At 71.4% G+C, this 23,317-nt stretch carries 27 protein-coding genes; 11 read left to right on the top strand and 16 right to left on the bottom strand.

Going from position 1 to position 23,317, the window contains the following annotated elements; all coding sequences use genetic code 11:
* The first annotated feature begins 32 nt into the window (after nucleotides 1-32).
* Nucleotides 33-545 carry a VanZ family protein gene (locus tag ACFWWQ_RS06500; RefSeq protein ID WP_384591627.1) on the top strand — a complete coding sequence of 171 codons (513 nt, stop codon included), beginning with the start codon at nucleotides 33-35 and terminating at the stop codon, nucleotides 543-545.
* A gap of 46 nt (nucleotides 546-591) precedes the next feature.
* Entirely contained in the window at nucleotides 592-798 is a 207-nt protein-coding gene (locus ACFWWQ_RS06495) for a PspC domain-containing protein (protein WP_384591097.1), read from the top strand.
* An 83-nt stretch (nucleotides 799-881) separates the two neighbouring features.
* Here the strand turns inward: ACFWWQ_RS06495 and ACFWWQ_RS06490 are convergent, their stop codons facing one another.
* Complete coding sequence (locus ACFWWQ_RS06490; protein ID WP_384591094.1) at nucleotides 882-1,169, bottom strand: hypothetical protein; 288 nt, start codon at nucleotides 1,167-1,169, stop codon at nucleotides 882-884.
* Between the two features lie 164 nt (nucleotides 1,170-1,333).
* Nucleotides 1,334-2,470 (bottom strand): adenosine deaminase, encoded by a 1,137-nt coding sequence (locus ACFWWQ_RS06485; RefSeq protein WP_384591091.1) that lies wholly within the window; start codon nucleotides 2,468-2,470, stop codon nucleotides 1,334-1,336.
* Nucleotides 2,471-2,573: 103 nt separating this feature from the next.
* Here ACFWWQ_RS06485 and ACFWWQ_RS06480 point away from each other — a divergent pair, with 103 nt between their 5' ends.
* The gene (locus ACFWWQ_RS06480; protein WP_384591088.1) at nucleotides 2,574-3,455 is read left to right on the top strand and encodes an alpha/beta hydrolase family protein; all 882 of its coding nucleotides are present in this window, start codon (nucleotides 2,574-2,576) and stop codon (nucleotides 3,453-3,455) included.
* A gap of 35 nt (nucleotides 3,456-3,490) precedes the next feature.
* On the opposite strand, the gene ACFWWQ_RS06475 is transcribed toward ACFWWQ_RS06480, so the two are convergent.
* Nucleotides 3,491-4,438, bottom strand: coding sequence for a LysR substrate-binding domain-containing protein (locus ACFWWQ_RS06475; protein ID WP_384591085.1), 948 nt, complete (start codon nucleotides 4,436-4,438; stop codon nucleotides 3,491-3,493).
* A 153-nt stretch (nucleotides 4,439-4,591) separates the two neighbouring features.
* Here ACFWWQ_RS06475 and ACFWWQ_RS06470 point away from each other — a divergent pair, with 153 nt between their 5' ends.
* Complete coding sequence (locus ACFWWQ_RS06470) at nucleotides 4,592-5,911, top strand: MFS transporter (protein ID WP_384591082.1); 1,320 nt, start codon at nucleotides 4,592-4,594, stop codon at nucleotides 5,909-5,911.
* 69 nt (nucleotides 5,912-5,980) lie between these two features.
* On the opposite strand, the gene ACFWWQ_RS06465 is transcribed toward ACFWWQ_RS06470, so the two are convergent.
* The 7 genes from ACFWWQ_RS06465 to ACFWWQ_RS06435 all read right to left on the bottom strand — a co-directional run bounded on the left by ACFWWQ_RS06465 (nucleotide 5,981) and on the right by ACFWWQ_RS06435 (nucleotide 13,886).
* On the bottom strand, nucleotides 5,981-6,574 hold the full coding sequence (locus ACFWWQ_RS06465; RefSeq protein ID WP_384591078.1) for a Uma2 family endonuclease: 594 nt from the start codon (nucleotides 6,572-6,574) through the stop codon (nucleotides 5,981-5,983).
* A gap of 96 nt (nucleotides 6,575-6,670) precedes the next feature.
* Nucleotides 6,671-7,948 (bottom strand): thymidine phosphorylase, encoded by a 1,278-nt coding sequence (locus tag ACFWWQ_RS06460; RefSeq protein WP_384591076.1) that lies wholly within the window; start codon nucleotides 7,946-7,948, stop codon nucleotides 6,671-6,673.
* 310 nt (nucleotides 7,949-8,258) lie between these two features.
* A complete protein-coding gene (locus tag ACFWWQ_RS06455; protein WP_384591073.1) occupies nucleotides 8,259-8,660 on the bottom strand; it encodes a cytidine deaminase in 402 nt (133 codons plus the stop codon).
* A complete protein-coding gene (locus ACFWWQ_RS06450) occupies nucleotides 8,657-9,940 on the bottom strand; it encodes an ABC transporter permease (RefSeq protein WP_384591070.1) in 1,284 nt (427 codons plus the stop codon). The genes ACFWWQ_RS06455 and ACFWWQ_RS06450 overlap by 4 nt, the downstream gene beginning before the upstream one ends.
* Nucleotides 9,937-11,106 (bottom strand): ABC transporter permease, encoded by a 1,170-nt coding sequence (locus ACFWWQ_RS06445; RefSeq protein ID WP_384591067.1) that lies wholly within the window; start codon nucleotides 11,104-11,106, stop codon nucleotides 9,937-9,939. The genes ACFWWQ_RS06450 and ACFWWQ_RS06445 overlap by 4 nt, the downstream gene beginning before the upstream one ends.
* Entirely contained in the window at nucleotides 11,103-12,734 is a 1,632-nt protein-coding gene (locus ACFWWQ_RS06440; protein ID WP_384591624.1) for an ABC transporter ATP-binding protein, read from the bottom strand. Before ACFWWQ_RS06440 ends, ACFWWQ_RS06445 begins: the two co-directional genes overlap by 4 nt.
* A gap of 120 nt (nucleotides 12,735-12,854) precedes the next feature.
* A complete protein-coding gene (locus ACFWWQ_RS06435; RefSeq protein WP_384591064.1) occupies nucleotides 12,855-13,886 on the bottom strand; it encodes a BMP family protein in 1,032 nt (343 codons plus the stop codon).
* A 328-nt stretch (nucleotides 13,887-14,214) separates the two neighbouring features.
* Here ACFWWQ_RS06435 and ACFWWQ_RS06430 point away from each other — a divergent pair, with 328 nt between their 5' ends.
* A complete protein-coding gene (locus tag ACFWWQ_RS06430) occupies nucleotides 14,215-14,532 on the top strand; it encodes a helix-turn-helix domain-containing protein (RefSeq protein WP_384591061.1) in 318 nt (105 codons plus the stop codon).
* Nucleotides 14,533-14,572: 40 nt separating this feature from the next.
* On the opposite strand, the gene ACFWWQ_RS06425 is transcribed toward ACFWWQ_RS06430, so the two are convergent.
* The 5 genes from ACFWWQ_RS06425 to ACFWWQ_RS06405 all read right to left on the bottom strand — a co-directional run bounded on the left by ACFWWQ_RS06425 (nucleotide 14,573) and on the right by ACFWWQ_RS06405 (nucleotide 17,882).
* Nucleotides 14,573-15,079: a GNAT family N-acetyltransferase gene (locus ACFWWQ_RS06425; protein WP_384591058.1), complete on the bottom strand. Its 507-nt coding sequence runs from the start codon at nucleotides 15,077-15,079 to the stop codon at nucleotides 14,573-14,575.
* Nucleotides 15,076-15,984, bottom strand: coding sequence for a hypothetical protein (locus tag ACFWWQ_RS06420; RefSeq protein ID WP_384591055.1), 909 nt, complete (start codon nucleotides 15,982-15,984; stop codon nucleotides 15,076-15,078). The genes ACFWWQ_RS06425 and ACFWWQ_RS06420 overlap by 4 nt, the downstream gene beginning before the upstream one ends.
* Nucleotides 15,968-16,507: a hypothetical protein gene (locus ACFWWQ_RS06415; protein WP_384591052.1), complete on the bottom strand. Its 540-nt coding sequence runs from the start codon at nucleotides 16,505-16,507 to the stop codon at nucleotides 15,968-15,970. Before ACFWWQ_RS06415 ends, ACFWWQ_RS06420 begins: the two co-directional genes overlap by 17 nt.
* Nucleotides 16,508-16,590: 83 nt before the next feature.
* Nucleotides 16,591-17,013: a hypothetical protein gene (locus tag ACFWWQ_RS06410; RefSeq protein ID WP_384591049.1), complete on the bottom strand. Its 423-nt coding sequence runs from the start codon at nucleotides 17,011-17,013 to the stop codon at nucleotides 16,591-16,593.
* Nucleotides 17,010-17,882: a TauD/TfdA family dioxygenase gene (locus tag ACFWWQ_RS06405; RefSeq protein ID WP_384591046.1), complete on the bottom strand. Its 873-nt coding sequence runs from the start codon at nucleotides 17,880-17,882 to the stop codon at nucleotides 17,010-17,012. Before ACFWWQ_RS06405 ends, ACFWWQ_RS06410 begins: the two co-directional genes overlap by 4 nt.
* A 169-nt stretch (nucleotides 17,883-18,051) precedes the next feature.
* Here ACFWWQ_RS06405 and ACFWWQ_RS06400 point away from each other — a divergent pair, with 169 nt between their 5' ends.
* Nucleotides 18,052-18,528 (top strand): NUDIX domain-containing protein, encoded by a 477-nt coding sequence (locus tag ACFWWQ_RS06400; protein WP_384591043.1) that lies wholly within the window; start codon nucleotides 18,052-18,054, stop codon nucleotides 18,526-18,528.
* A 6-nt stretch (nucleotides 18,529-18,534) separates the two neighbouring features.
* On the top strand, nucleotides 18,535-19,734 hold the full coding sequence (locus ACFWWQ_RS06395; RefSeq protein ID WP_384591040.1) for a helix-turn-helix domain-containing protein: 1,200 nt from the start codon (nucleotides 18,535-18,537) through the stop codon (nucleotides 19,732-19,734).
* A gap of 40 nt (nucleotides 19,735-19,774) precedes the next feature.
* Here ACFWWQ_RS06395 and ACFWWQ_RS06390 read toward each other — a convergent pair whose 3' ends face one another.
* Nucleotides 19,775-20,185 (bottom strand): hypothetical protein, encoded by a 411-nt coding sequence (locus ACFWWQ_RS06390; RefSeq protein ID WP_384591038.1) that lies wholly within the window; start codon nucleotides 20,183-20,185, stop codon nucleotides 19,775-19,777.
* 645 nt (nucleotides 20,186-20,830) lie between these two features.
* Here ACFWWQ_RS06390 and ACFWWQ_RS06385 point away from each other — a divergent pair.
* The 4 genes from ACFWWQ_RS06385 (at nucleotide 20,831) to ACFWWQ_RS06370 (ending at nucleotide 23,201) form a co-directional block, all read left to right on the top strand.
* Nucleotides 20,831-21,670 (top strand): Scr1 family TA system antitoxin-like transcriptional regulator, encoded by an 840-nt coding sequence (locus ACFWWQ_RS06385; RefSeq protein ID WP_384591035.1) that lies wholly within the window; start codon nucleotides 20,831-20,833, stop codon nucleotides 21,668-21,670.
* On the top strand, nucleotides 21,667-21,879 hold the full coding sequence (locus tag ACFWWQ_RS06380) for a DUF397 domain-containing protein (RefSeq protein WP_384591032.1): 213 nt from the start codon (nucleotides 21,667-21,669) through the stop codon (nucleotides 21,877-21,879). The genes ACFWWQ_RS06385 and ACFWWQ_RS06380 overlap by 4 nt, the downstream gene beginning before the upstream one ends.
* A 147-nt stretch (nucleotides 21,880-22,026) precedes the next feature.
* Complete coding sequence (locus ACFWWQ_RS06375) at nucleotides 22,027-22,239, top strand: DUF397 domain-containing protein (protein ID WP_384591029.1); 213 nt, start codon at nucleotides 22,027-22,029, stop codon at nucleotides 22,237-22,239.
* A gap of 380 nt (nucleotides 22,240-22,619) precedes the next feature.
* Nucleotides 22,620-23,201 carry a hypothetical protein gene (locus ACFWWQ_RS06370; RefSeq protein WP_384591026.1) on the top strand — a complete coding sequence of 194 codons (582 nt, stop codon included), beginning with the start codon at nucleotides 22,620-22,622 and terminating at the stop codon, nucleotides 23,199-23,201.
* Nucleotides 23,202-23,317: the final 116 nt, after the last annotated feature.

Raw genomic sequence — 23,317 nt, 5'->3', positions numbered from 1 at the left:
AGCATGGCCCCGGCGTTTTCGCCACCTTCCGTATGCGCGCCACCGGACGGATCCTCCTCGTGGTGCATCTGCTGACCGTCGGCCTTCTGATGCTGTGGCCCCGGGCGGTGCCCTGGGTCCCGGAGGCGAATGTCGAACCGCTGGCGACGATCGGCGCCGCGCTGGCCCGCGGCCCGTGGGCGGCGGTGTGCGACCTCGGCGTCCCGCTGCTGATGCTGGCCCCGCTGGGCGTGCTGCTGCCGCTGGCCGCCGGGCGCCTGAACGTTTCCCCGGTGCTGTCCCTGCTGCATACGGTGGGCGCGGGCGGGCTGCTGGCGCTGGTTCTGGAGGCGTTGCAGGGGTCGGTGCCGGGCCGGGTGCCGGACATCGACACGCTGCTGCTGAACGTCCTGGGGGTGGCCCTGGCGCATCTCGCCGTCGTCCCCGGGGCCCGGGCGCGGCTCCGCCGGCGGGCTGAGGATCTCAGGGGTCCGACCCCGAAAATCACCAGGGTCGGCCCCCTTCCGAAGGCTGATGTCCTCTCCGCGTCGCGTACCTACCTTTGAGGTGTCGGGGCAATCCGCTCCGCACCGTCGAGAAGGAGTAGCCCTCATGGCCGCCGCACTGGTCCGCCCCCGCAACAACCGCATGATCGCCGGAGTCTGCGCGGGCCTGGCCCGTCGCTTCGGTACGACGCCGACGACGATGCGCGTGATCTTCGTCCTCTCCTGTCTGCTGCCCGGCCCGCAGTTCCTCGTCTACCTGGCGCTGTGGCTGCTGCTGCCCGCCGAGTCGGAGAGCCCCGCCGGCGCCTGGTGACCGGCGGCGTACGGGCCCGGGCACGCCCGTGCCCCGGTCCGTACGGGGGTGTCGGACCGGGGCACGGGCGGGCTGTGCCGGGATCAGCCGCCGAGGGGGAGGGCCTTGCCGAGGGCCTGGGTGGGCAGGCCGCCCAGGAGGTGGTTGCCCTTGGCGTGGGGGACGGCCTGGATGTCGCCGGTGGCCGAGTGGGCGGTCTTGGAGACGCCGGAGACGGTGGTGGCCGTCTGCTTCACGGGCAGCTTCTTGAGCACGCCGCCGAGCTGTCCGGCGTCGACCGCCGGGGCGGCGGACGCGGAGCCCGCGGCGGTGGCGGCGAAGGCCACGCCGAGGAGGGCGGTGCCGAGCGTCTTGATGGTTCCCTGCTTCATCGCAATTACGTCCTCATGATGGGGAGTCGACCGGCAACGCAACGTAGTGAGCCGCCGGTAGCGCCGCAAACGTCCCCGGACACGGGAAAACGGCCGGTGCGCATCGCCCCGGCCGTCCCGTCCGCTCCCCGGTGAGCGGCTCACGCCGCCTCAGAACCCGTTTGTCACACGGAAGTTGGGGCCGCCTTCGGGAAGAGCCATTCCGCGCGCAGCTCCGCGTAGCCCGGCTTGATGACGTCGTTGATCATGGCGAGACGTTCATCGAAAGGAATGAATGCTGATTTCATCGCATTGACCGTGAACCACTGCATGTCGTCGAGGGTGTACCGGAACGTCCGCACCAGGTGCGCGAACTCCCGGGACATCGTCGTGCCGCTCATCAACCGGTTGTCGGTGTTGACGGTGAGCCGGAACTGCAGCCGCCGCAGCAGCCCGATCGGGTGCTCCGCGTACGAGGGGGCGGCGCCGGTCTGGAGGTTGGAGCTGGGGCACATCTCCAGGGGGATGCGCTTGTCGCGGACGTACGAGGCGAGGCGGCCGAGGGTGATGGTGCCGTCGTCGCCGACCTGGATGTCGTCGATGATCCGCACGCCGTGGCCGAGCCGGTCGGCGCCGCACCACTGGAGCGCCTGCCAGATCGACGGCAGCCCGAACGCCTCGCCCGCGTGGATGGTGAAGTGGTTGTTCTCGCGCTTGAGGTACTCGAACGCGTCGAGGTGGCGGGTGGGCGGGTAGCCCGCCTCGGCGCCCGCGATGTCGAAGCCGACGACGCCCAGGTCGCGGTAGCGGTTGGCGAGTTCGGCGATCTCCAGGGCGCGCGCGGCGTGCCGCATCGCGGTGAGCAGCGCGCCGATGCGGATGCGGTGACCGGCCGCGCGGGCCCGCCGCTCGCCCTCGCGGAAGCCGTCGTTGACCGCCTCGACGACCTCTTCGAGGGTCAGCCCGCCCTCCAGGTGCTGCTCGGGGGCGTAGCGGACCTCGGCGTAGACGACGCCGTCGGCGGCGAGGTCCTCGGCGCATTCGGCGGCGACCCGGGTCAGCGCCTCGCGGGTCTGCATGACGGCGCAGGTGTGCGCGAAGGTCTCCAGATAGCGCTCCAGCGAACCGGAGTCGGCCGCCTCGCGGAACCAGATCCCGAGCTTCTCCGGGTCGGTCTCGGGCAGTCCGGCGTAGCCGCGGTCGCGGGCGAGGTCGACGATGGTGCCGGGGCGCAGTCCGCCGTCGAGGTGATCGTGGAGCAGCACCTTCGGTGCGCGCCGGATCTGGTCACTGGTCGGGAGGGTGCTGGTCTCGCTCGTCATTGCGGCACTCTAGCGCCTACGCGCGTAGAACTCACCGAACGATACGTAACGGTGACCCGTCCACGGGGTGGCCCGTCCCCCGCGATCTGCCATCGTTCTGGGCATGGCTCAGCAAGCACTGCCGGTGCGTGACGCCCGGCTGGGAAAACCGCTGGGAGCGTCCGGCGACGAGGGGGTACGCGCCACGCTGCAGCGAAGCGGCGCGGGCCGGTCCGGGCGTTCGGTGAGCGGGGTGGCGCTGTTACTGCCGGACGGCGCTCCGGACGGTACGGGACGCCCGTCGCCGCTGTCGGCGCTCGCGGTCCGGCCGCTCGCCGGCCGGCTGGCCCGCGCGGGGCGCGCCGAGGGGCTCACCGCCCATGTGGTGCGCTACCGGCGCCGGGGCTGGAACGGCGACGCGGCCGATCCGGCGCGGGACGCCGCCTGGGCGGTGGCCGAGGTCGTACGGCGCTACGGCGACGTACCGGTCTGCCTGGTCGGCGCGGGCATGGGCGCGCGGGCGGCGCTGCATGCGGCGGGCCATCCGGCCGTCGGCGCGGTACTGGGGCTCGCACCGTGGTTCCCGGAACCGGGCACGGACGGCGGCTCCCCGGAGGCGGTGGACGACGCCGGGCCGGACGGCGCGGAGGCGCCCGGTGACGGCCCGGCCCGGCGGGCGGCCGATCCGGTCAAGCAACTCATCGGCCGCCATGTGCTGTTGGTCCACGGGACGAACGACGGGCGCACCGGCCCGGAGCTGTCGTACCGCTACGCCGAGCGCGCCAAGAAGATCAACCGGGACACCTGCCGGTTCGAGGTGCACTCCGACGGTCACGCGCTGCTCCAGCACCGCTCCGAGGTCCATGCGCTGGCCGTCGACTTCCTGCTCGGCGCGCTCTTCGCCCACGACTTCGCCCGCCCGGTGCAGGACGCGATGGCCGCGCCGCCGCCGCTGGGCCTGCGGATGCCGCTGGCCGCCGGGTTCGGGAAGTCGCTGCGGCGATAACAACACCCTTTGTTCATAAGGGAGTTGAGTGGATCTCACCGCAGCAGCAGCCCCCGGCGGCTCAGCAGGAACTTCTTGAAGGCGGCGACCGGCGGGGTGTCCTGGTGGCCGTCGAGCCAGGCGACGCCGATCTCGCGGACCGCCCGGGGCGCGGTGACGGTCAGCTCGGCGACGCCGGGCCGGGGCACCGCGGGCGGCGGCAGCAGCGCCACGCCGAGTCCGGCGGCGACCAGTCCGCGCAGCGTCTCCGCCTCCTCGCCCTCGAACGCGATCCGGGGCGCGAACCCCGCCTCGGCGCAGAGCGCGTCGGTGATCCGGCGCAGCCCGTAGCCCGGTTCGAGGGTGACGAAGAGTTCGTTCGCCGCCTCGGCCAGCCGGATGCGCTTGCGGGCGGCGAGCGGGTGGTCGTCCGGGACGACGAGCCGCAGCTTCTGCTCGTCGAGGCGGCGGGCGACGAGGTCCGGGTAGTCGGGCACCGGCGAGGTCAGACAGAGGTCGAGATCGCCGACGCGCAGCCGCTCGATCATCGCCTCGCCGTGGTTCTGGACGAGCTGGAAGCGGACCCGGGGGTGGTCGGCGCGGAAGGTGCGCAGCAGTCCGGGGACGGTCTCGGAGCCGAGGGTGTGGAGGAAGCCGAAGGCGACCTTCCCGGCAGCGGGGTCGGCGTCGGCGCGGACGGCATCGGTGGCGCGGTCCAGGTCGGCGAGCGCCTTCTCCGCCTGGGCACGGAAGGCGCGGCCCGCCGGGGTGAGCGAGAGGGTCCGGCCGTGCCGGGCGAAGAGGGCGACGCCGAGATCGTCCTCCAGCCGCACCAGCGCCCGGCTGAGCGTCGGTTGCGGCATACCGAGTTCCTGCGCGGCGCGGGTGACGTGCTCGTACCGGGCGACCGCGGTGAACTGCGCGAGGCGGGGCGCGAGGGCGAGCGCCCACGACCCGTCGCCGACGTCGACGCCGTCGGGCGCCCGTGTCCGTTCCCTCGCCATCGTCCGGCGTCCTTCCTCTCGCCTGTCCTGTATGTCTTTTCTGTTGCGAAGCGGTGACACAGCACGCTGTGAGCTGCTGTCATACGTCACCACATCGATTATGGCGTTTCCATGCATTGGACGCATAAAACACGGTCGGCCTACCTTCGGGCCATGCCTCCCGCTGATACCGGGGCGTCCGTCACCACCCGTGCGGTCGCCTCTCCCCTGTCGTCCCCCGACTCCTCCTCCGTGGCTGCCGCCGTCGGCCCCGACGCGCCCAAGCTGCACCCGGGTGGCCCCGGCTACCGCCGGATGAGCTTCGCCCTCTTCGCCGCGGGTCTCGCGACCTTCGCGCTGCTCTACTCGACGCAGGCGCTGCTGCCCGCGATCTCCGCGTCCCTGCACGTCTCGCCGGACCAGGCGAGCTGGACGGTCTCCGGCGCCACCTTCGGTCTTGCGCTCGCGGTGATCCCGCTCAGCGCGGTCTCCGAGCGCTTCGGCCGCCGCACGATGATGACCGCCTCGCTCACCGTCGCCGCGCTGCTCGCCCTGCTCGTGCCGTTCGCGCCGTCGCTGGGCTGGCTGATCGCGCTCCGCGTCGCGCAGGGCGTGGCGCTGGCGGGGCTGCCCGCGTCGGCGATGGCGTTCCTCGCGGAGGAGGTCCGCCCCCGGGCGCTGGTCGGCGCGATCGGCCTGTTCGTGGCGGGCAACAGCATCGGCGGGATGTCCGGCCGGATCGTGACCGGCTGGGTCGCGCAGGCGTGGGGCTGGCGGGCGGGGCTCGCCGCGGTCGGGCTGATGGCCGTGGTGTGCGCGGTGGTCTTCCGGGTGCTGGTGCCCCGCGCCCGGCACTTCGCGCCCCGCGCGGTCGGCCCGCGCGCCCTCGCCCGTACCCTCGGCGGCCACCTCGCCGACCCGCTGCTGCGGCGGCTGTACGGCATCGGCGCGCTGTTCATGACGGTCTTCGGCGCGGTCTACACGGTGATCGGCTACCGCCTGGTGTCCGAACCCTTCAACCTCCCGCAGGGCATCGTCGGTTCGATCTTCCTGGTGTACCTCGTCGGCACGGTGTCGTCCGCGGCGGCGGGCAACCTGGTCGGCCGGGTGGGGCGCCGCGGCGCGCTCTACCTCGCGGTCGGTACGACGACGACCGGGCTGCTGCTGACCCTCTCCGACGCGGTCGCCGGGGTGCTGGCCGGGCTGATCCTGATCACCGCCGGGTTCTTCGCCGGGCACGCGGTCGCCTCGTCCTCGGTCAGCCGCGCCGCCACGTCGGCCCGCGCACAGGCGTCGGCGCTGTACCAGTGCGCGTACTACGCGGGCAGCAGCGTCGGCGGCGCGCTCGGCGCGGTGGCCTTCCACGCGGCGGGCTGGGACGGCACCGTCGTCCTCGGCCTGCTGGCGATGGTCGCCGCCGCCTCGATCACCCTCTACGCCACCCGCAAGGCGCTCACCGAACAGCGGCTGCTGCGGCTCCAGAAGGCCGCGTAACCGCCCCCGAACCCGGAGGGCCCGCCCCACCACCTGTCCTGGTGGGGCGGGCCCTTCGTCATGGGGCGGTCAGCCGACGGGGAAGATTCCCGTATCCAGCGGAAGGTCGAAGGGCGCCGGGATGACCAGCCCATCGCCGAACTTCACCGCCTGGAGTACGCGGTAGACGTCGCCCGCCGGCTCCCCGTAGAGCGTGATGGTGGGCCCGCCGGGGGCCCACCGGTCGACGAGGAGGTAGAGCGGAACACCGGCACGGGCATAACCGGCGGCCTTCGCGATCCGGTCGTGGCTCGCGTTGGACTTCGAGGTGATCTCGACAACCATCTCGGCGGCGGCCGCCGGGACGTAATGACCCGGCTCACCGCAGACGACTGCGTCCGGAACCACTGCCAGATCGGGGATGTAGAGCCCTTTGCGGGACGGAACCGCCGCCCCAAGAGTCTGGTAGATCCCCCAGTCCTCGGGGAGCACGGCGTAAAGACGGCGTTGAACCTTGTCCGCGATGAAGTTGTGGATGTTGTCCGGCGGCGGTGACACGGTGACGATCCCCTCGATGATCTCCACCTTGCAGCCCTCCGGTGCGTCCGTCTGCTCCCAGATGCGGACGAGGTCGTCCCACTCGCGGCCAGGGTCCGGAGTGTGGTCGACGGTGAGTGCGCTCATGGCGGTCTCCTCTATCGGTACGTCACCCGTCCCAGCATGCCCGGCAGGCGGGCGCCCCGTCCACGAATCACCGTCACCCATACGGGAAACCCCAGGTCAGCCGATACGTTCCAGCACCACTGGCGTACCGGCGAACGTCGTGTCGGCCGGGCCGACGACGACCTGGCCGTCGAGGGCTTCGAGGGCGTAGGGCAGCTTCTCGGGGGTGTCGGTGTGGAGGGTGAGCAGCGGCTGTCCGGCGGCGACGAAGTCGCCCGGCTTGGCGTGGAATTCGACCCCGGCACCGGCCTGCACCGGGTCCTCCTTGCGGGCCCGGCCCGCGCCCAGCCGCCAGGCGGCGAGCCCGACGGCGTACGCGTCGAGGCCGGTGAGGATGCCGGTGGCGGAGGCGGTGACGGTGTGCTGCTCGTGGGCGACGGGCAGCGGCGCGTCGGGGTCGCCGCCCTGGGCGAGGATCATGCGGCGCCAGTGGTCCATGGCGGAGCCGTCGGCGAGCGCCTTGGCCGGGTCGGCGTCGGGCAGTCCGGCCGCGTCCAGCATCTCGCGGGCGAGCGCGAGGGTGAGGTCGACGACGTCGCGGGGGCCGCCCCCGGCCAGCACCTCGACGGATTCGCGGACCTCCAGGGCGTTGCCCGCGGTGAGACCGAGCGGGGTGGCCATGTCGGTGAGCAGGGCCGTGGTGCGTACGCCGTGGTCGGTGCCCAGCTCGACCATGGTGGCGGCGAGTTCGCGGGCGTCGTCGAGGTTCTTCATGAACGCGCCGGAGCCGACCTTGACGTCCAGGACGAGGGAGCCGGTGCCCTCGGCGATCTTCTTGGACATGATCGAGGAGGCGATGAGCGGGATCGACTCGACGGTGCCGGTGACATCGCGCAGCGCGTAGAGCTTCTTGTCGGCGGGGGCCAGCCCGTCACCGGCGGCGCAGATGACGGAGCCGACGTCGCGCAGCACGTCCAGCATCTCGGGGTTGGTGAGCTGCGCGCGCCAGCCGGGGATGGCCTCCAGCTTGTCGAGGGTGCCGCCGGTGTGACCGAGGCCGCGCCCGGAGAGCTGCGGGACGGCGGCGCCGCAGGCGGCGACCAGCGGGGCGAGCGGCAGGGTGATCTTGTCGCCGACGCCACCGGTGGAGTGCTTGTCGGCGGTGGGGCGGGGCAGCGAGGAGAAGTCCATCCGCTCACCGGAGTTGATCATTGCGGCGGTCCAGCGGGCGATCTCCGTGCGGTTCATGCCGTTGAGGAAGATCGCCATGGCCAGGGCCGACATCTGCTCATGGGCGACCTCGCCACGGGTGTAGGCGCCGATGACCCAGTCGATCTGATCGGCGGTCAGCTCGCCGCGGTCGCGCTTGGTGCGGATGACGGAGATGACGTCCATGGAGGCTCCCTTTCGAACGGTTGCCCCCTGTTCTACACGCATAGAACGGGAGGGGCGAGGCCGGATGGCGCGGAACGCCACCCCGGGCCGCACACAGCGGCACGGCGGACGAGCGCGGCGGCACGGCGGACAGGCGCGGCGCCGCGGGGCCCAGCCCGGAAACGCCCGGCGCGCACGCTCCGGGGCGTCGCGGGGCCCGGTGCGAAGGCGCCCGGCGCGCACGCTCCGGGGCGCCCCCGATCTCACCCGGAGAAACCCCGGAGCCGTCCCGGACACGTACCCCCGAGGCGGCCCGCCGCGTCAACCGCCCTCAGCCGCGCAGGTGTCCGGGCCCGAACGGGTCCGGGAGCAGTTCGACGAGCGGCCGGATTCCGGAGCCGGTGTCGACCAGCATCTCGGGACCGCCGTGCTCGTGCAGCAGCTGACGGCAGCGCCCGCACGGCACCAGCACCTCGCCCGCCGCATCGGCGCAGGTGAACGCCGTGAGGCGGCCGCCGCCGGTGGCGAACAGCGCCGAGACCAGACCGCATTCGGCGCACAGCGCGAGGCCGTACGAGGCGTTCTCGACGTTGCAGCCGGTGACCGTCCGCCCGTCGTCGACGAGCGCCGCGGCCCCTACGGGATACCCGGAGTACGGGGCGTAGGCCCGGGACATCGCGTCCCGGGCCCGCGCGCGCAGAGCGGTCCAGTCGACCGGCTCCTGTGAGGTCATGCGCCTTGTCCTCGACGGTAGGGCCGGCCCCCCGCCTTCGGCGGCCGCAGCCGCTGTGAGAAGAGCGCGAGCACCAGCAGGGTGGCGATGTACGGGCTGGCCTCGACCAGCTCCAGCGGCACCGTATCGGCGACCGCGTACCAGACCACCAGCGCCACGGCGACGACGGCGGCCACCGCCGCCTGGACGCGCTTGGCGGCGCGCAGCCGCAGCAGGGCGAGGACGGCGAGCAGCGCGGCGAGGCCGAGCAGCAGGGCGTGGACGGTGGGGCCGCCGCTGCGCAGCTGCATCGCGTCCATGAAGCCGAACAGTCCGGCGCCCATCGCGACGCCGCCCGGCCGCCAGTTGCCGAAGATCATGGTGGCGAGGCCGATGTAGCCGCGGCCGCCGGTCTGGCCGTCCTGGTAGAAGTGCACGCCGATGGAGAGGAACGCGCCGCCCAGACCGGCGAGCGCACCGGAGACCAGCACCGCCGCGTACTTGTACGCGTAGACGTTGACGCCCAGCGACTCCGCCGACAGCGGCGCCTCACCGCACGACCGCAGCCGCAGCCCGAACGACGAGCGCCACAGCAGGTAAAAGGTGGCGACGAAGAGGGCGACGGTGCCGAGGGTGAGCCAGGAGACGTTGGTGACGGCCGCGCCGAGGATCCCGGCGAGGTCGGAGACGAAGAACCAGTGGTGCGCCTCGACGGAGTTGAGCCAGTCCGACAGGCCGGGGACGGTGAACGTCGGCATGTCCGGCATCGGCGGGGACTGCTTGTCGTTGCCGCCCGCCGCCTGCGCCGCGCTGCCCTCGCCGCCGAACCAGAGCGTGGCGAGGTACTGCGTGGCACCCAGGGCGAGGATGTTGATGGCGACACCGGAGACGATGTGGTCGACGCCGAAGGTGACCGTCGCCACCGCGTGGACGAGGCCGCCGAGCGCGCCGCCGACGATGCCCGCGGCGGCCGCGGCCCACGGCCCGTGCTGCCAGCCGATCCAGCCGGCGGCGAACGAACCGAGCATCATCATGCCTTCGAGGCCGATGTTGACCACCCCGGCCCGCTCCGACCAGAGGCCGCCCAGACCGGCCAGGCCGATCGGTACGGCGGCGGAGAGCGCGGCGCCGAACTGGCCGGTGGAGGTGAGGTCCGCGGTGCCGGTCAGGGCCCGCAGACCGGAGACGGCGAGCAGGGCGACCGCGAGGATCAGCAGGATCCAGGGGTAGGTCAGCTTGCGCCGCCCGCCCTTCGCGGCGGCCGCGACGGGCTGCGCCGCGGGCTTGAGGTCCGCGCTCACGCCGACACCTCCGACTTGTCGTTGTTACCGGCGTCGTCGGCGCGGCTGCCCGCTGCGCGGGCCGCGGCCGCCAGTTCCTCGCCGACCTTGCGCTGCTGGAGCCGCAGGCCGTAGCGGCGCACCAGCTCGTACGCGATGACGACGCAGAGCACGATGACGCCCTGGATGACGCCGACGATCTCCTGGGCGTAGCCCTCGAACTCCAGGCGGGAGCCGGTGCGGTCGAGGAACGCCCAGAGCAGCGCACCGAAGGCCATGCCGACCGGGTGGTTACGGCCGAGCAGGGCGATGGCGATGCCGGTGAAGCCGATGCCCGCCGGGAAGTCGGTGCCGTACTGGAAGGACTCGCCGAGCAGGGTGGGCATGCCGACCAGACCGGCGGCGGCGCCGGACAGCAGCATCGAGATGACGACCATCCGCTTGACGCTGACGCCGCTGGCCTCGGCGGCCGGTTCGGAGGCGCCGACGGCCCGCAGGTCGAAGCCGAAGCGGGTGCGGGAGAGCAGGAACCAGTACAGGGCACCGGCGATCACCGCGATCACCACGAAGCCGTAGACCGGCTTGGGGTGCGTCGGGAAGGAGAAGAAGTGGCTGGACTCCGGCAGGAACTTCGTGTGCAGGAGGTTGCCGTCCTTGATCGCGAGGCGGCCGTCCTGGAGGAAGTAGCCGATGACCGACGCCGCGATGGAGTTCAGCATGATCGTGGTGATCACCTCGCTGACCCCGCGGGTGGTCTTCAGCAGTCCGGCGATACCGGACCAGACCGCGCCGACCAGCATCGCGACGACGATGAGCAGCACGATCTGGAGGGCGCCGGGCAGCACCAGCGAACCGCCGACCGCCGCGGCGGCGAACGCCGCGAGGCGGTACTGGCCGTCGACGCCGATGTTGAAGAGGTTCATCCGGAAGCCGATGGCGACCGCGAGCGCCGACAGGTAGTACGGGACCGCCTTGTTGACGATCCAGACCTGGCTGTCGCTGTAGTGGCCGTAATCGGCCATGATCCCGTACGCGCGGAACGGGTTCTCGCCGGACGCCAGGAAGACCAGCGAGCTGATGACTATCGCGGCGACGACGGCGAGCAGCGGCGCGGCGAGGGCGAGGACCACCTTGTCGCGGGCGGCGCTTCGCGCACCGCCCTGCGCGGGCAGTTTGGCGGCGGTCATGCCTGGTCACCGCCCGTCGGCTCGGTGTCGCCGGACGCGGGACGGCCGGTGCCGGCGTCCCCGTCCGCGGTGAGGTGGCCGCTGGCGGCACCGGTCATGGCGGAGCCCAACTCCTCCGGGGTGATCACGGCGGGATCCGCGTCCGCGACCAGCCGGCCCCGGTACATCACCCGCAGGGTGTCGGACAGGCCGATCAGCTCGTCCAGGTCGGCGGAGATCAGCAGCACGGCCAGGCCCTCGCGGCGGGCCGTGCGGATCTGCTCCCAGATCTGCGCCTGCGCGCCGACGTCGACCCCTCGGGTGGGGTGCGCGGCGATCAGGAGCTTGGGGTGGTGGCTCATCTCGCGGCCGACGATCAGCTTCTGCTGGTTGCCGCCGGAGAGCGAGGCGGCGGTGACCTCGATGCCGGGGGTACGCACGTCGTACTCCTCGACGATCCGCGCGGTGTCCTTACGGGCACCGGCCGGGTCGAGGAGCTTGCCCCTGCTGTTGGGGCGTTCGGTGACATGGCCGAGGATACGGTTCTCCCACAGCGGCGCTTCGAGCAGCAGGCCGTGGCGGTGGCGGTCCTCGGGGACGTAGCCGATGCCGCCCTCGCGGCGGCGGCGGGTGGAGGTGCCCGACAGGTCGGCGCCGTCGAGGGTGACGGTGCCGCGGTCGGGGGTGCGGGTCCCCATGATCGCCTCGACCAGTTCGGCCTGGCCGTTGCCCTCGACGCCGGCGACGCCGAGGACTTCGCCCTTGTGGATGGTGAGGCCGATGCCGTCGAGGACGGTGCGGACCACGCCGTCGGAGTCGGTGGCCGACAGGTGCAACCCGTCGACCTGGAGCATCGGCGCGTCGGTGACGGTCGACTCGCGGGTCTCCGGCGACGGCAGTTCGCTACCGACCATCAGCTCGGCGAGCTGCTTGGGCGTGGTGTCCTCCGGCACGACGGAGGCGACGGTCGTCCCGCGGCGGATGACGGTGATGTCGTCGGCGACCGACAGCACCTCGCCCAGCTTGTGCGAGATGAAGAGGACGGTCAGTCCCTCGGACTTCAGCTCCCGCAGGTTGGCGAAGAGCGCGTCGACCTCCTGCGGGACGAGGACGGCGGTCGGCTCGTCGAGGATGAGGGTGCGGGCGCCGCGGTAGAGAACTTTCAGGATCTCCACCCGTTGCCGGTCGGCGACGCCGAGGTCCTCGACGAGGACGTCGGGCCGGATGCCGAGGCCGTACGCGTCGGAAATCTCCATGATCTTCGTGCGGGCGCGCCCGCCGATGCCGTGCAGTTTCTCGGCGCCCAGGACGGTGTTCTCCAGGACGGTGAGGTTGTCGGCAAGCATGAAGTGCTGGTGGACCATGCCGATGCCGTGGGCGATGGCGTCGCCCGGGGTGTTCAGCGCGGTCTCGGTGCCGTCCAGCGCGATGGTGCCCTCGTCCGGCTTCTGCATGCCGTAGAGGATCTTCATCAGGGTGGACTTCCCGGCGCCGTTCTCGCCGCAGAGGGCGTGGACGGTGCCGCGGCGGACGGTGAGGTGGATGTCGTGGTTGGCGACGACGCCCGGGAACCGTTTGGTGATTCCGCGGAGTTCTACGGCAGGGGCGTCCGGCCGGGCCGGGGCGCTGCTTGTGGGTGCTGCGTTGATGGCGCACTCCCCTCGGGGATGAAGGAGCGGAAGGGGCGGGTGTGACACGCGTGGGTCACGAAGGGGCACGGCTGAGCCCCCGGGGCCTTGACCGGGCCGCCGGGGCGGTGCCGTCCCGGGCTACGGCGTCTCCTTGACCTTCACCTTGCCCTCGACGATCTTCTTCCGGGCCGCGTCGATCTGCGGCTGGATGTCCTTGATGAAGCCGCCGGACGTGGCGAGCCTGACGCCGTTCTTCTTGAGGTCGTAGGCGTGCACCCCGGTCAGCGGCTTGCCGTCCTCGACGCTCTTGATCAGGTCGTACACGGCCACGTCGACGTTCTTCACCACCGACGTGAGGATGCAGTCCCGGTACTTCGCGAGGCCCGCCTGCTGGTACTGGTCGGAGTCGACGCCGATCGCCCAGGCGCCCTTGCGCCTGCTGATCGCCTCGATGGACCCGGCGCCGGACTGCCCGGCCGCGGAGTAGATCACGTCGATACCGCTGTCGAGCATGCCCGCGGCCTTGGCCTTCGCCGCCGCCGGGTCGTTGAAGCCCTTGTCGTTGTTCGGGTAGAGGTACTGCGAGACGACCTCGGCCTTCGGGTCGGTGGCGCGCACCCCCTGCTCGAACCCGGCCTGGAACTTCTGGATCAGCGCGTTGTTGACGCCGCCGATGAAACCGACCTTGTGGCTCTTGCTCTTCAGCGCCGCGGCGACACCCGCCAGATACGAACCCTCGTGCTCGGCGAAGACCATCGCATCGACGTTCTTACCGGTCGGCACGGCATCGACCACGCCGAACGTCGTCTCCGGGAAGTCCTCCGCGACGTTCTGCACCGACTGGCTGTACGCGAAGCCGACGCCGATGACGGGGTTGTACCCGGCCTCCGCGAACGACGTCAGCCGCTGCTCGCGGTCGGCCTCGGTCTCGCCGTTCTTCGCCGTGAGCATCTTGACGTTGACGCCGAGATCCTTCCGGGCGTTCTCCGTGCCCCGCGCGGCCGCCTCGTTGAACGAGTGATCGTCGCGGCCACCGATGTCGAAGGCGAGCCCGACGCCCGCGTGCTTGGCACGGTTCGCCTCGGCGAAGCTCTGCCCGCACGCGGTGGCGGTGAGCGCGAGAACCACGGTGGCACTGGCCGCGGCGGCAATCCTGGTGACCCGACGCACGGGGCCTTCCCTTCGCTCCCGGCGCCCCCTGTGGCTCCGGCTTAGCGGGAGATTAACGCGCGTAGACATGGCGCAAAACCTCCACGACTCTGCCGTTATCGATTCGTCGCGAAGGGGGCGGGGGAGCCTGGCGCCTCGGGGCGCGGGGCGCACGAGGGCCACCGGCGACCGGGCGGTTCGGGATGAGCCACCCTGCTCGACCCCGAGGGCAACGAATTCTGCGTGGAGCGGGGCGTGGGAACGAGTGGTACCGGGAAGCGATCCCGCTGGCCGAAGGGCGCTACGAAAGCTACGTGAAGGAACGAGCCCAGCAAGAAGGAGGCCGATCATGAGCGGTTACACGCGATGGCAGGACATCCGCGCCGAGCATGTTGCCCGGGCCGGAGGCGAGGAGGCCGTACGGGCGGGTAAGGAGGAGCTTCTTGCCGAGATGACCGGCCGCCGTTTGGCGGAGCTGCGGCGGACCCGAGGTCTGACCCAGCAGGAGGTGGCGGACCGCATGGGCGTCACCAAGGGGCGTGTGTCGCAGATCGAGCAGGGACACCTCTCCGGCCAGAAGATCCTCGCCCGCTTCGCGGTGGCTCTGGGTGGGCGCCTGCACCAGGCCATCTCTTTCGACGACGGGGACATCGCAGCGATTGCCTGAGCTGCGCGAGGGGACGGAGCCGCGCAGGCGGCCGCGCCCCTCACCGCGCGGCCGACGGCCGGCGGCGGATCTCGTATACCGGGAAGGCGGCTCCGCGTCGGCCGAACGCGGGGCCGGTGGGTGTGGTTCCGGTCCGGAGGAATCCCGCCTTGATCAGGACGCGGCCGGACGCGGGGTTGTCGGGGTGATGGCAGGCGGTGAGGCGGGTGATCCTCGTACGGGTGAAGGCGTAGGTCACGGTCTGCCGGAGGGCTTCCGTTGCGTAGCCGTTGCCCCAGGTGTCCTCGCGCAGGAGGTAGCTGACGGTCGCGTGCCCCCGCTCCCGCTCGCGGAATTTCACCAGGCCGACGACGTCGTCGCCGAGGATGATGGCGAAGCACCAGCGTTCACGGGGAGTTGCGCGGGCCTGGGCCATGGCGGTCTCGACGTAGGCCGCCGCCTCCTCGGCGGACATGTCCCGGTGACGGGTGAAGGCCACCGAGGCGCCACTGTAGATCCGCTGCACGGCCGGTGCGTCGCCCGGGGCGAGGCTTCGCAGTTCGGTCACTGTCCGGCCTCGGTGCACAGGGTGGCCACCTCGGCGGCAGCAGGGCGCCGGTCGGGGTCAGCCGCCAGGCATGCGGTGATCAGCTTCTCGAACGCGGGGAAGGGCCATGGACGGGCATCCGCGAGTGGGGACACCTTGCCTTCCGCGATGGCCCCGAGCTTGGCCGTGCGGTCTTCGTCGTCCGCGTACGTCACCGGCCGCCGCCCGGTCCAGCACCAGAACAGCGAGGCACCCAGGCTCCAGACATCAGCCGGTGGCCGGACATGGATGTGTGCGTCATCTCCGGTGGACAAGAGGGCGCCGGCGACTTCGGGGGCAGTGGTGTGGGTGAGCGCGCCCCGGTACGGCAGTCGTTCGGCTTCTTCGGGACCGCAGGCCAACGCGTAGTCGATCACGTGCGCTCCTCCCCCCTCGACAAGAGTGTTGGTGGGCTGTACGTCGGCGTGTGCCCATCCGGCGGTGTGCAACGCGTCCAGGCGCCGCGCCCAGGTGCGGGCGATCTCCAGCAGCCACGCGCGCACGGAGGGGCGGTTCCCTTCCGGGCCGCGGCCCGGGGCCAGGGCGCGCCACAGTGGAACGCCGTCGATCCAGCGCACGGCGAGCCATCTCCCGCGCTCCCACGGTCCGGCATCGACGCGGTAGGTGGCATCGATGGCGCCCGCCTTCGCCAGGAGGCGGAGATGTCGGTCCTCCTGGTCCATTTCCGTGGCCTTGCCCCAGGCGTCGGGGCCACCGGGCGCGTTCGCCTTCAGCGCCAGACGTACGTCCGGGGCGGTCACCTTCCACGTCCGGGAGCCACGCCGGTCGCTGAGCAGTTCGGCGGTGAGAGGAGTGCCGAACCTCTCGGTGAGCAGATCGATTGCCTCGCGCGGCGGCGTCGTCACGTCATCAGCTGTTTCGCCCATGCCCGTACCGTCTTCCAGTCCTGTGGGAGGTGCCCGAACACATCGCGTCCGTCGTCCGCCGCACCGGCCACGGCGGCGGCGAGTTGCGGTGTCCGGTGCAGAAAACGGGGATCGCGCGGGCGGACCGCCGCCCGCACGGAGAGAAACGAACACGGGGGCGCCGGGATACTGCGGCCGTCGCGCTGGGTGCGCTGTTCGCCGTGCGGAATTTCCCGAACATGAGCCCCACGGGCCCGTACAGGTTCTTCAACGCCCAGTGCGGCCAGGTCATCAGGGAGCGGTGGTCAGCCCCGTCGCCGACGAGGAGAACGATGTTCTCGCATACGAGCGTCCCGTGCGGCCGGGTCGTCAACGGCCGTGCCCATTCCGCTGCTTGTACGCCGACGTGAAATATCTCGGCCTCGGTCGGCTCCGGATCGCCGACGATCTCGTACACCGTCCATCCCGTCAGCCCCCGCGCCATCGACGGCGCCAGATACGGACAGTGCTCCGACACCGCAGGCACGTAGTCGGCGACGTTCACGCTCTTCGGTCCAGCCGTACGTCCCTCGACAAGGCGGAGCGCCCCAGCCGTGGGCCGGAACGCTCCGTCGGCGCGCAGGGGCGTCACGATGCGGTGACCTTGCGCCGCCTCGGGGTGACGTCGTCGCCTTCGCCGGGGACGGGGACGGGGGAACAGTCCCATTCGGCGACCACTTCACCGGTTTGCCGGTAGTGGGTGAGTCGCGTCTCGTCGATCCGACCGTCACTGCCGGTGAACCAGATCTCCGGCAGCGGGCCGTACCTCGCTTCGTACGCGGAGATCCAGGAGATCCGGCCCTTCCCGTGGCTGCTCGCGTGTCCGAGCAGCTGCCCGGCGTGCCGGATGCTGAATTCGGCGTACTCGGCGGTGTGCATCATGCGGTGCCATGCGGCGTCGATGACGGGGCAGAACATCTGGGGCGTCGGGCGGCCGGCCTCGAACTGCCGGGCACTCACCTCGAAGAATTTGGCCAGCTCGACGCTTTCCGGGGACTGCGTGGTGCTCATGTCGCGCTCCTCTCGTGTGGGGCGGGTGGTGCTGACGGTCGGCGATGCCGCGCTCGGCGGGCGTGATCTCGGCGGGCAGGGTTTCCGGTTGCCGGGAAGCACGGTGCGAATCCCTCTGGGAGCGGGGCATGCGGCTCGCCGAGTGCGCGGAGAAACTGCCGGTCGCCGGAGAAGGGCGTGCGGGCATGCAGCCAGCGATGGTTGTCAAGCAAATACCCCTGTCCGGCCTGAAGGACGATGCGGTACCGGCTGTCGGCAATGGCGCCGCGCAGGTGAGGGAGGTACATCTGGACAGCCGGACTCCACCGGGCCAGGTCGTCCTGGCGCAGCCGTACGGAGATCCGTCCGCCGGCATGGGCGGTGATGACCTGGGTGGCATGTGCGGGGCCGAATCCGGCCCCGGCTCCGAAGCGCACGGTGCGGGGCTGCGCAAGCATCACCCCTGCCTCGGGACATCTGCCGACGAGCCGCTCGTGGATGTCGCGTCCGTCGAACAGGAGGACGTCACCGCCGGTGGCCGCGGGACGCAGACACACCAGGAGCATCAGGCGGGGCGGCCTGGGCGTGCCGGATCGTTCGGTGTGCGCTTGCAGTTCGCCACTGCCGAGCCCCGCGAAGCCCGCGCGGCGGGCATGGCTGCCCGTATCGCGGATCAGCGTGAGGCCGTCCGGTGCGCTGTGCGGGTGCGGTGTGAGAGCCATCGCCCGGGTGGCGAATGCCAGGACCTGGTGACGGTTCCGCAGTCCGTCGACGGTGACGATCCCGGACTCACGGAGCTGATCAGCAATCACATTGTCCGCCCGCTCCGCACGGACGTTGACGTAGCGGTCGGCGAAGAACGTCACGGAGCGGGTTGCGGCATCGTGCATTGCCGTTCTCCTTCGGTCGCGGCGGATGTGATCAGGGTGGGGATCCGGGCTGCCGGGGTAAAGCGACGGATTGTCGACTCGGGCACACCGTTCGCGACGGCGGTGGTTCGGATGCTGCGTGCTACGTTCCGGGAGCCCGGGCCGCACACCGCAGGACGCGAGGACCGACATGACGTACACGCCGCCGCTCTGGCCCGTCTCCGTGAAGGGCGTCGCACTCGACGCGCGGGACCGCGTACTGCTGCTCAAGAACGAACGCGACGAATGGGAACTGCCCGGCGGACGTCTGGAGATCGGCAGCGCGGATGGCGCCCTGCCCGCGGACACGAGCCCCGAGGCCGCGCTGGAACGGGAGATCCGGGAGGAGACCGGCTGGGAGGTCACGGCCGGTCCGCTCATCGACGGCGGGACGTGGATCTACCAACCCCTCCCCGGGCGGAGGGTGCTGATCGTCACCTATGGATGCACCGTGCTGACCCCCGATCGTCCGCCGGTCATCAGCCACGAGCACAAACAACTCGGAGTGTTCACCGCCGACGACGTACCCACCCTGCGCATGCCCGGCGGCTACAAGCAAGCCATCGCCGCCTGGTACGGCCGCAGGCACACCGGCCGCACGGAGCCCGACGCGCACGACCGGAGGTAGCCGAGCGTGTCCGGGGGTGAGAGCACGCAGCAGACGGGGACGCGCCCACCCCCTGCGGCGCTCCGGCCCGCTCCCCGACACGCCCAATGGCACTGGGCGACTCCGCAGGCCCAACTCCTCCTCGCCACTGGCGATCTGGCCGCCATCATGCGGTTCCACCGCCGTGTGCACGGCCTCAACCAAACCGCGCTCGGCGCACTTCTCGGCTACGACAAGACCTACATCTCCGCTCTCGAACGGGGAAAGCGCGTCCTCGACGACATCGGCTCCCGCCGCCGGGTCTGTGACGCCCTGCACCTTCCGCCGCACGTCCTCGGGGTCACCGATCCCACCGACACGGATCACCGGACGATGCTGCAGTTCGGCGAGTCCACCGTCCGGCTCGCAGAGATCGCCCGGCAGTCCGGCCACGCCTCCGAGGCTGTCGCCGAACTGTGGCCGCTCGTTGCCCGGCTCGAAGCCCGCCTCGCCGACGGACGCGCCGAGCGGGACGTGCTGCACCTGCTCGCCCGTGCCCAGGCGGGCCTCGGTGTGGCCCTGGGCAATGTGCTGCCCGAGGAGCGTCTCGCCACGGCCGCCCACTGGACGGCCCGGAGCCTGGAGATCGCCGAATACTTCCGGGACCCGGGCCTGACCTCGTACGCGCTGCGCATGCACGGCAACGAGCTCCGCAAGGCCAACCTGCGAGGCGCCGCCGTCCCACGGCTGTGCCGCGCCGCCGCCACCGCACCCGACGAAACGGCCCGGGCCGCCGCCCTGCCGCTCCTCGCCCGGGCGGCCGGCGCCCTGGGCGACGGCCCCCTCTTCGACCGGGTGACGCGGGAGGCGAAAACCCTGCTGACCCGCGTCGACCACACCAGCCTGTTCAACCCCTTCTCCCTGTGCGAGATCCACCTGCGCGGCCTCGTCTCCACCGGACGGACGGACCTGGCGATGCGGCTGGTGGAGCACGGTCCGACGGCCGGGATAGGCGTAGCCCCGCAGTGGCGTGTCATCGAGCTCGTCACCGTCGCGCACGTCCAGTTGTTGGCCGACGACCGCGGCGGCGCCGCCCAATCGCTGGACCGCGCGATCCTGGAAGCGGCCGCGCAGCGCCTGCCGCACCAACTCCAGCGCGTCATGCGCATCGCCGGAACCGGGCTGCCCGCCCAGCATGCCGCCGCCTCACGGTCCCTGGATCGGATACGGAGCGAGTTGGCCGCTTGAGACGTGGCCGCGGGGTGGGCTGACGGCTGTTCCGCGCAGGTCACGCAAGCGGGGTACCAGGGTTCTCCGCCTCGCTTCCCTCCGGCTCGGGCACCCGCTGCACCCGCTGCACCCGCGACTCCGCGATCCCCAGTGCGTCCCGCAGGCACTCGGCGAGCCGCACCCCCGCGTACCGCACCTCCCCGTAGGGGGACAGGGGGTCGGCCAGGACCGCGCAGCCCCGCCGCAACACGTCGTATCCCACGTCGAGTTGGGCGTCCTCGACGCCGTCGGCGAGGCGGGAGAGGAAGCTGCCGGGGCCGCTGGCGCTGAGGACGCAGAGTTTGCCGTCGGCGGTCCATGGCAGGAGGCGGACGTGGTGGGCCGGGGCGGTGTCGGTGAGGTGCTGCCCGGCAGCCGAATCGGGGGCGAAGCTGCGGGCGGCGGACCGGTCCGCGGGGGGTTCCTGCACGGCTACCTCCAAGGGTCTTCGGCGAGTACGTAGAGCGGGTGCGCGAGTCCACCGATGCGATGGCGGAGCGGTGGGCGTACGTCGGCGGGTGAGCGGACGGGCCAGACGGACAGGGTGTATCTGCCGTCCGTGTCCTGGACGGTGACGAAGAGCGGGCAGCCGCGCTTGAGGTGATCTCGCGCCGCATGCTCCTCGGCGGGGTCCGCCGCCCATGCCCGCAGGCCGGTCGGGCAGTCCGGTATCCCCGTGTGCGCCCGGGGCCGACGGGCCGGACCCAGGGCGCGCGCTCCGGGTCGGGGTCGAGCCGTTCCGCGAGGTGCCGGGCCTGACCCCGGAGCCAGCGGACGGCGAGGACGGGCGAGATCGTTCGAAAGGTGCCCAGGACGTGTGACGCGGTGCGGTCGGAACCGAACGGCCGCCCCTCGCACCGGACTTCGGCGAAGTAGGCCGTCATCGCAGGTCACCTCGGGTGCGTGGGGTGGCGCGGGGCCTGGCGGGGGCCTCGTACTCCGTGGGCCCACCTCTGCGAATCCTGACAATCCTGACAGCCATGGCCGTCCCTCTCCGTAGTCATTCCACTACCGGGGAGGGTTAGCGTGGCTTAGCGTCGGACCCGTCTTCAACGTTCCATGTACGGAGGGCACGTTGGTAAACATCAAGGAACTGAACCCCGAGGCGAGCCCGCAGGCCGCTTACGGTGCGCGCGTACGCAGCGCCCGCGAAGCGCGCGGGTGGAAGCAGGACGACCTCGCCGAACTCGTCGGCTACTCCGGCAGGCACATCTCGGCGGTGGAAACTGGCCGCAAGCCGCCAACCCTGCGGTTTTCGCGCAGTCTTGATACGACCTTCGGCTTCACGGGGACCCCGGAGTCGTTCGAGCGCGGATGGGGGGAGATCCGAAACGGCAGCCTGTTGGAGGGATTTCCGGAATACGTCACGCACGAGGCGCGGGCGGTCGAACTCCGGATGTTCCACATCGGGGTCATTCCCGGTCTGCTTCAGACGCCCGCGTACGCAAGAGCCATGGAAGAGGGCAACGTGAAGCGAGGCACGCTCACGCCCGAACAGGCTGATGAGCGCGTCTCGGTTCTGGCGGAGCGGCAGGCGACGCTGGCACGCCCCAGGCCCCCCACGATGCTTGTGGTGATGGACGAGAGCTGCATACGTCGTCCGGTCGGTGGTGCCAAGGTCATGGACGAGCAGCTTCGGCATCTCGTGGAGTTCGCCAGGTTGCCGAACTCGATGCTCCAAGTCGCCCCGTACGACATAGGTGAGCGGCGCCCCTTCAACCTGCCGATCAACCTGCTGACGATGCCGGACCGGTCCGTGATCGCGTACGCAGAGTCCCAAGCACAGGGGCACTTGGACCGCGAAGCAACGTTCGTGCTGTCGGCGCTGTCGGCCTACCATCAATTGCAGGCCGAATCGCTGTCCCAAGCGGAATCCGTGGCCATGATCGAGCAGTTGCGAAAGGGCTCCCCGTGACGACCGACTCCCTCCCCCTGACCTGGTTCAAGTCCTCCTACAGTGGCAACGGCGGTGAGTGCATTGAGGTTGCCGCCAACCTCGTCACCTCGCGCGGCATCGTCCCCGTCCGCGACTCCAAGGACCCGCACGGCCCTGCGCTGACCGTTCCCACCGCTGCTTTCGCGTCTTTCGTGGCGGGCGTCAAGACCGGAGAGTTCCGCGCCTGAGTCACGCCGTATACGGCAAAAGCCCCGTCAGGCCCTCCGAGTTGGAGGCCAGGCGGGGCTTTCGTTCGCCCTCTCGCGGCGCCACCACCGGGCTCCTACCCTCGGACGGGACCACGAGCACGCCGACAAGCAGCGAAAGGGCACCCCGTGACGACCGACCTCCTCCCCCTGACCTGGTTCAAGTCCTCCTACAGCGGCAGCGGTGGCTCCTGCGTCGAGTGGGCACCGGCGCGCGCGGTGGCCACCGGCATCGTCCCCGTCCGCGACTCCAAGGACCCGCAGGGCCCGGCCCTGAGCGTCCCCGCCGCCGCGTTCGCGTCCTTCGTCGCGGGCGTCAAGGCCGGAGAGTTCCGCGCCTGAGCCGGACCGCAGACCACGACGGAAGCCCCGTCGCGCCACCCATCCCCCGGGGGCGCGGCGGGGCTTTCGTTCGTTCTCCCGCGGCATCGCGTGGCACACCTGTGAGGGCGAAACTGGGAAAGTGGCTCGACTCGACCGTCGCGCTCCAGGGGGCAAGGGGTGAGGAGCCCAGGCGGTCGCGCCCGCCATCATCGCCTGCGTCAACCGTCGCCTGACGGCCCGCGGCTCGGCCGTCCGAAGGAGCAGCACGGCCGCCCGCCAGGGCCTGTCCCGTCGGCCAACCGCCTCGTATTAGTGACCCGTTAGCGGGACGGCAGGCCGGTGGCCCAGAGTGGTGATCGTCCGGAAGCGAGACGACAGAAACACAGCATCGGGAGCACATGATGATCACCGCCACCGCCCACCGCTTCCGCGGCCGCGCCGGCCGCCGTATCGCCCTTGCCGTCGCCGCCGCCGCGGCGCTGGGGATGGGGGTCACCGCCTGCGGGCAGGGCGACACCGGGGCGGGCAAGGTCAACTCTTCGGCCGCGTCGGAGGACTCGTCGCGGTCGCAGTCCGCGGACGGCTCCGGCGGGCAGGCGCGGAGCGCCGGGTCCGGTGAGCACACCACGACCGGCGGCGACAGCGGCGGGTCCACCGGCGGCGGCGCCGCTCAGGGGGGCGAGCGGACGATCGTCGGCAAGCTGTCCTACCTCGCGCCCGGCAAGCTGATCGTCAAGCCCGACAGCGGCGGCATGGACCAGGCGTTCCTGGTCGCCAACGCCACGAGGGTGCTCGGTGCGGCCGCGATCTGCGGCGACCCCGAGGGCAATGTCTCCATCGACAAGGAGGGCTTCGGCACCTACAAGTGCGATGTGGAGCAGCTGGAGACGGCCGCCAAGACCAACAGCGTGACCGTCCGCGTCACCATGGACAGCAAGCTCGGCGCCGCGGATGTCGTCGCGGAGAAGTACCACCCGTAAATCCCGCACCAGTCGTTCCACGCCGCGCGCCCCGGGGGGGTTGGCCCCCCCCGGGGCGGGGTCCGCGGCCGGAGCCCGGCGGCCGCAGCGGCGGCCCGGCCGCGAAGCCCTCCCGG

The organism is Streptomyces sp. NPDC059080 (assembly GCF_042739975.1).
In the GTDB taxonomy this organism is placed as follows: domain Bacteria; phylum Actinomycetota; class Actinomycetes; order Streptomycetales; family Streptomycetaceae; genus Streptomyces; species Streptomyces benahoarensis.
The sequence above is the reverse complement of the archived record's forward strand: the minus strand, read 5'-3'. Positions and strand labels throughout refer to the sequence as shown.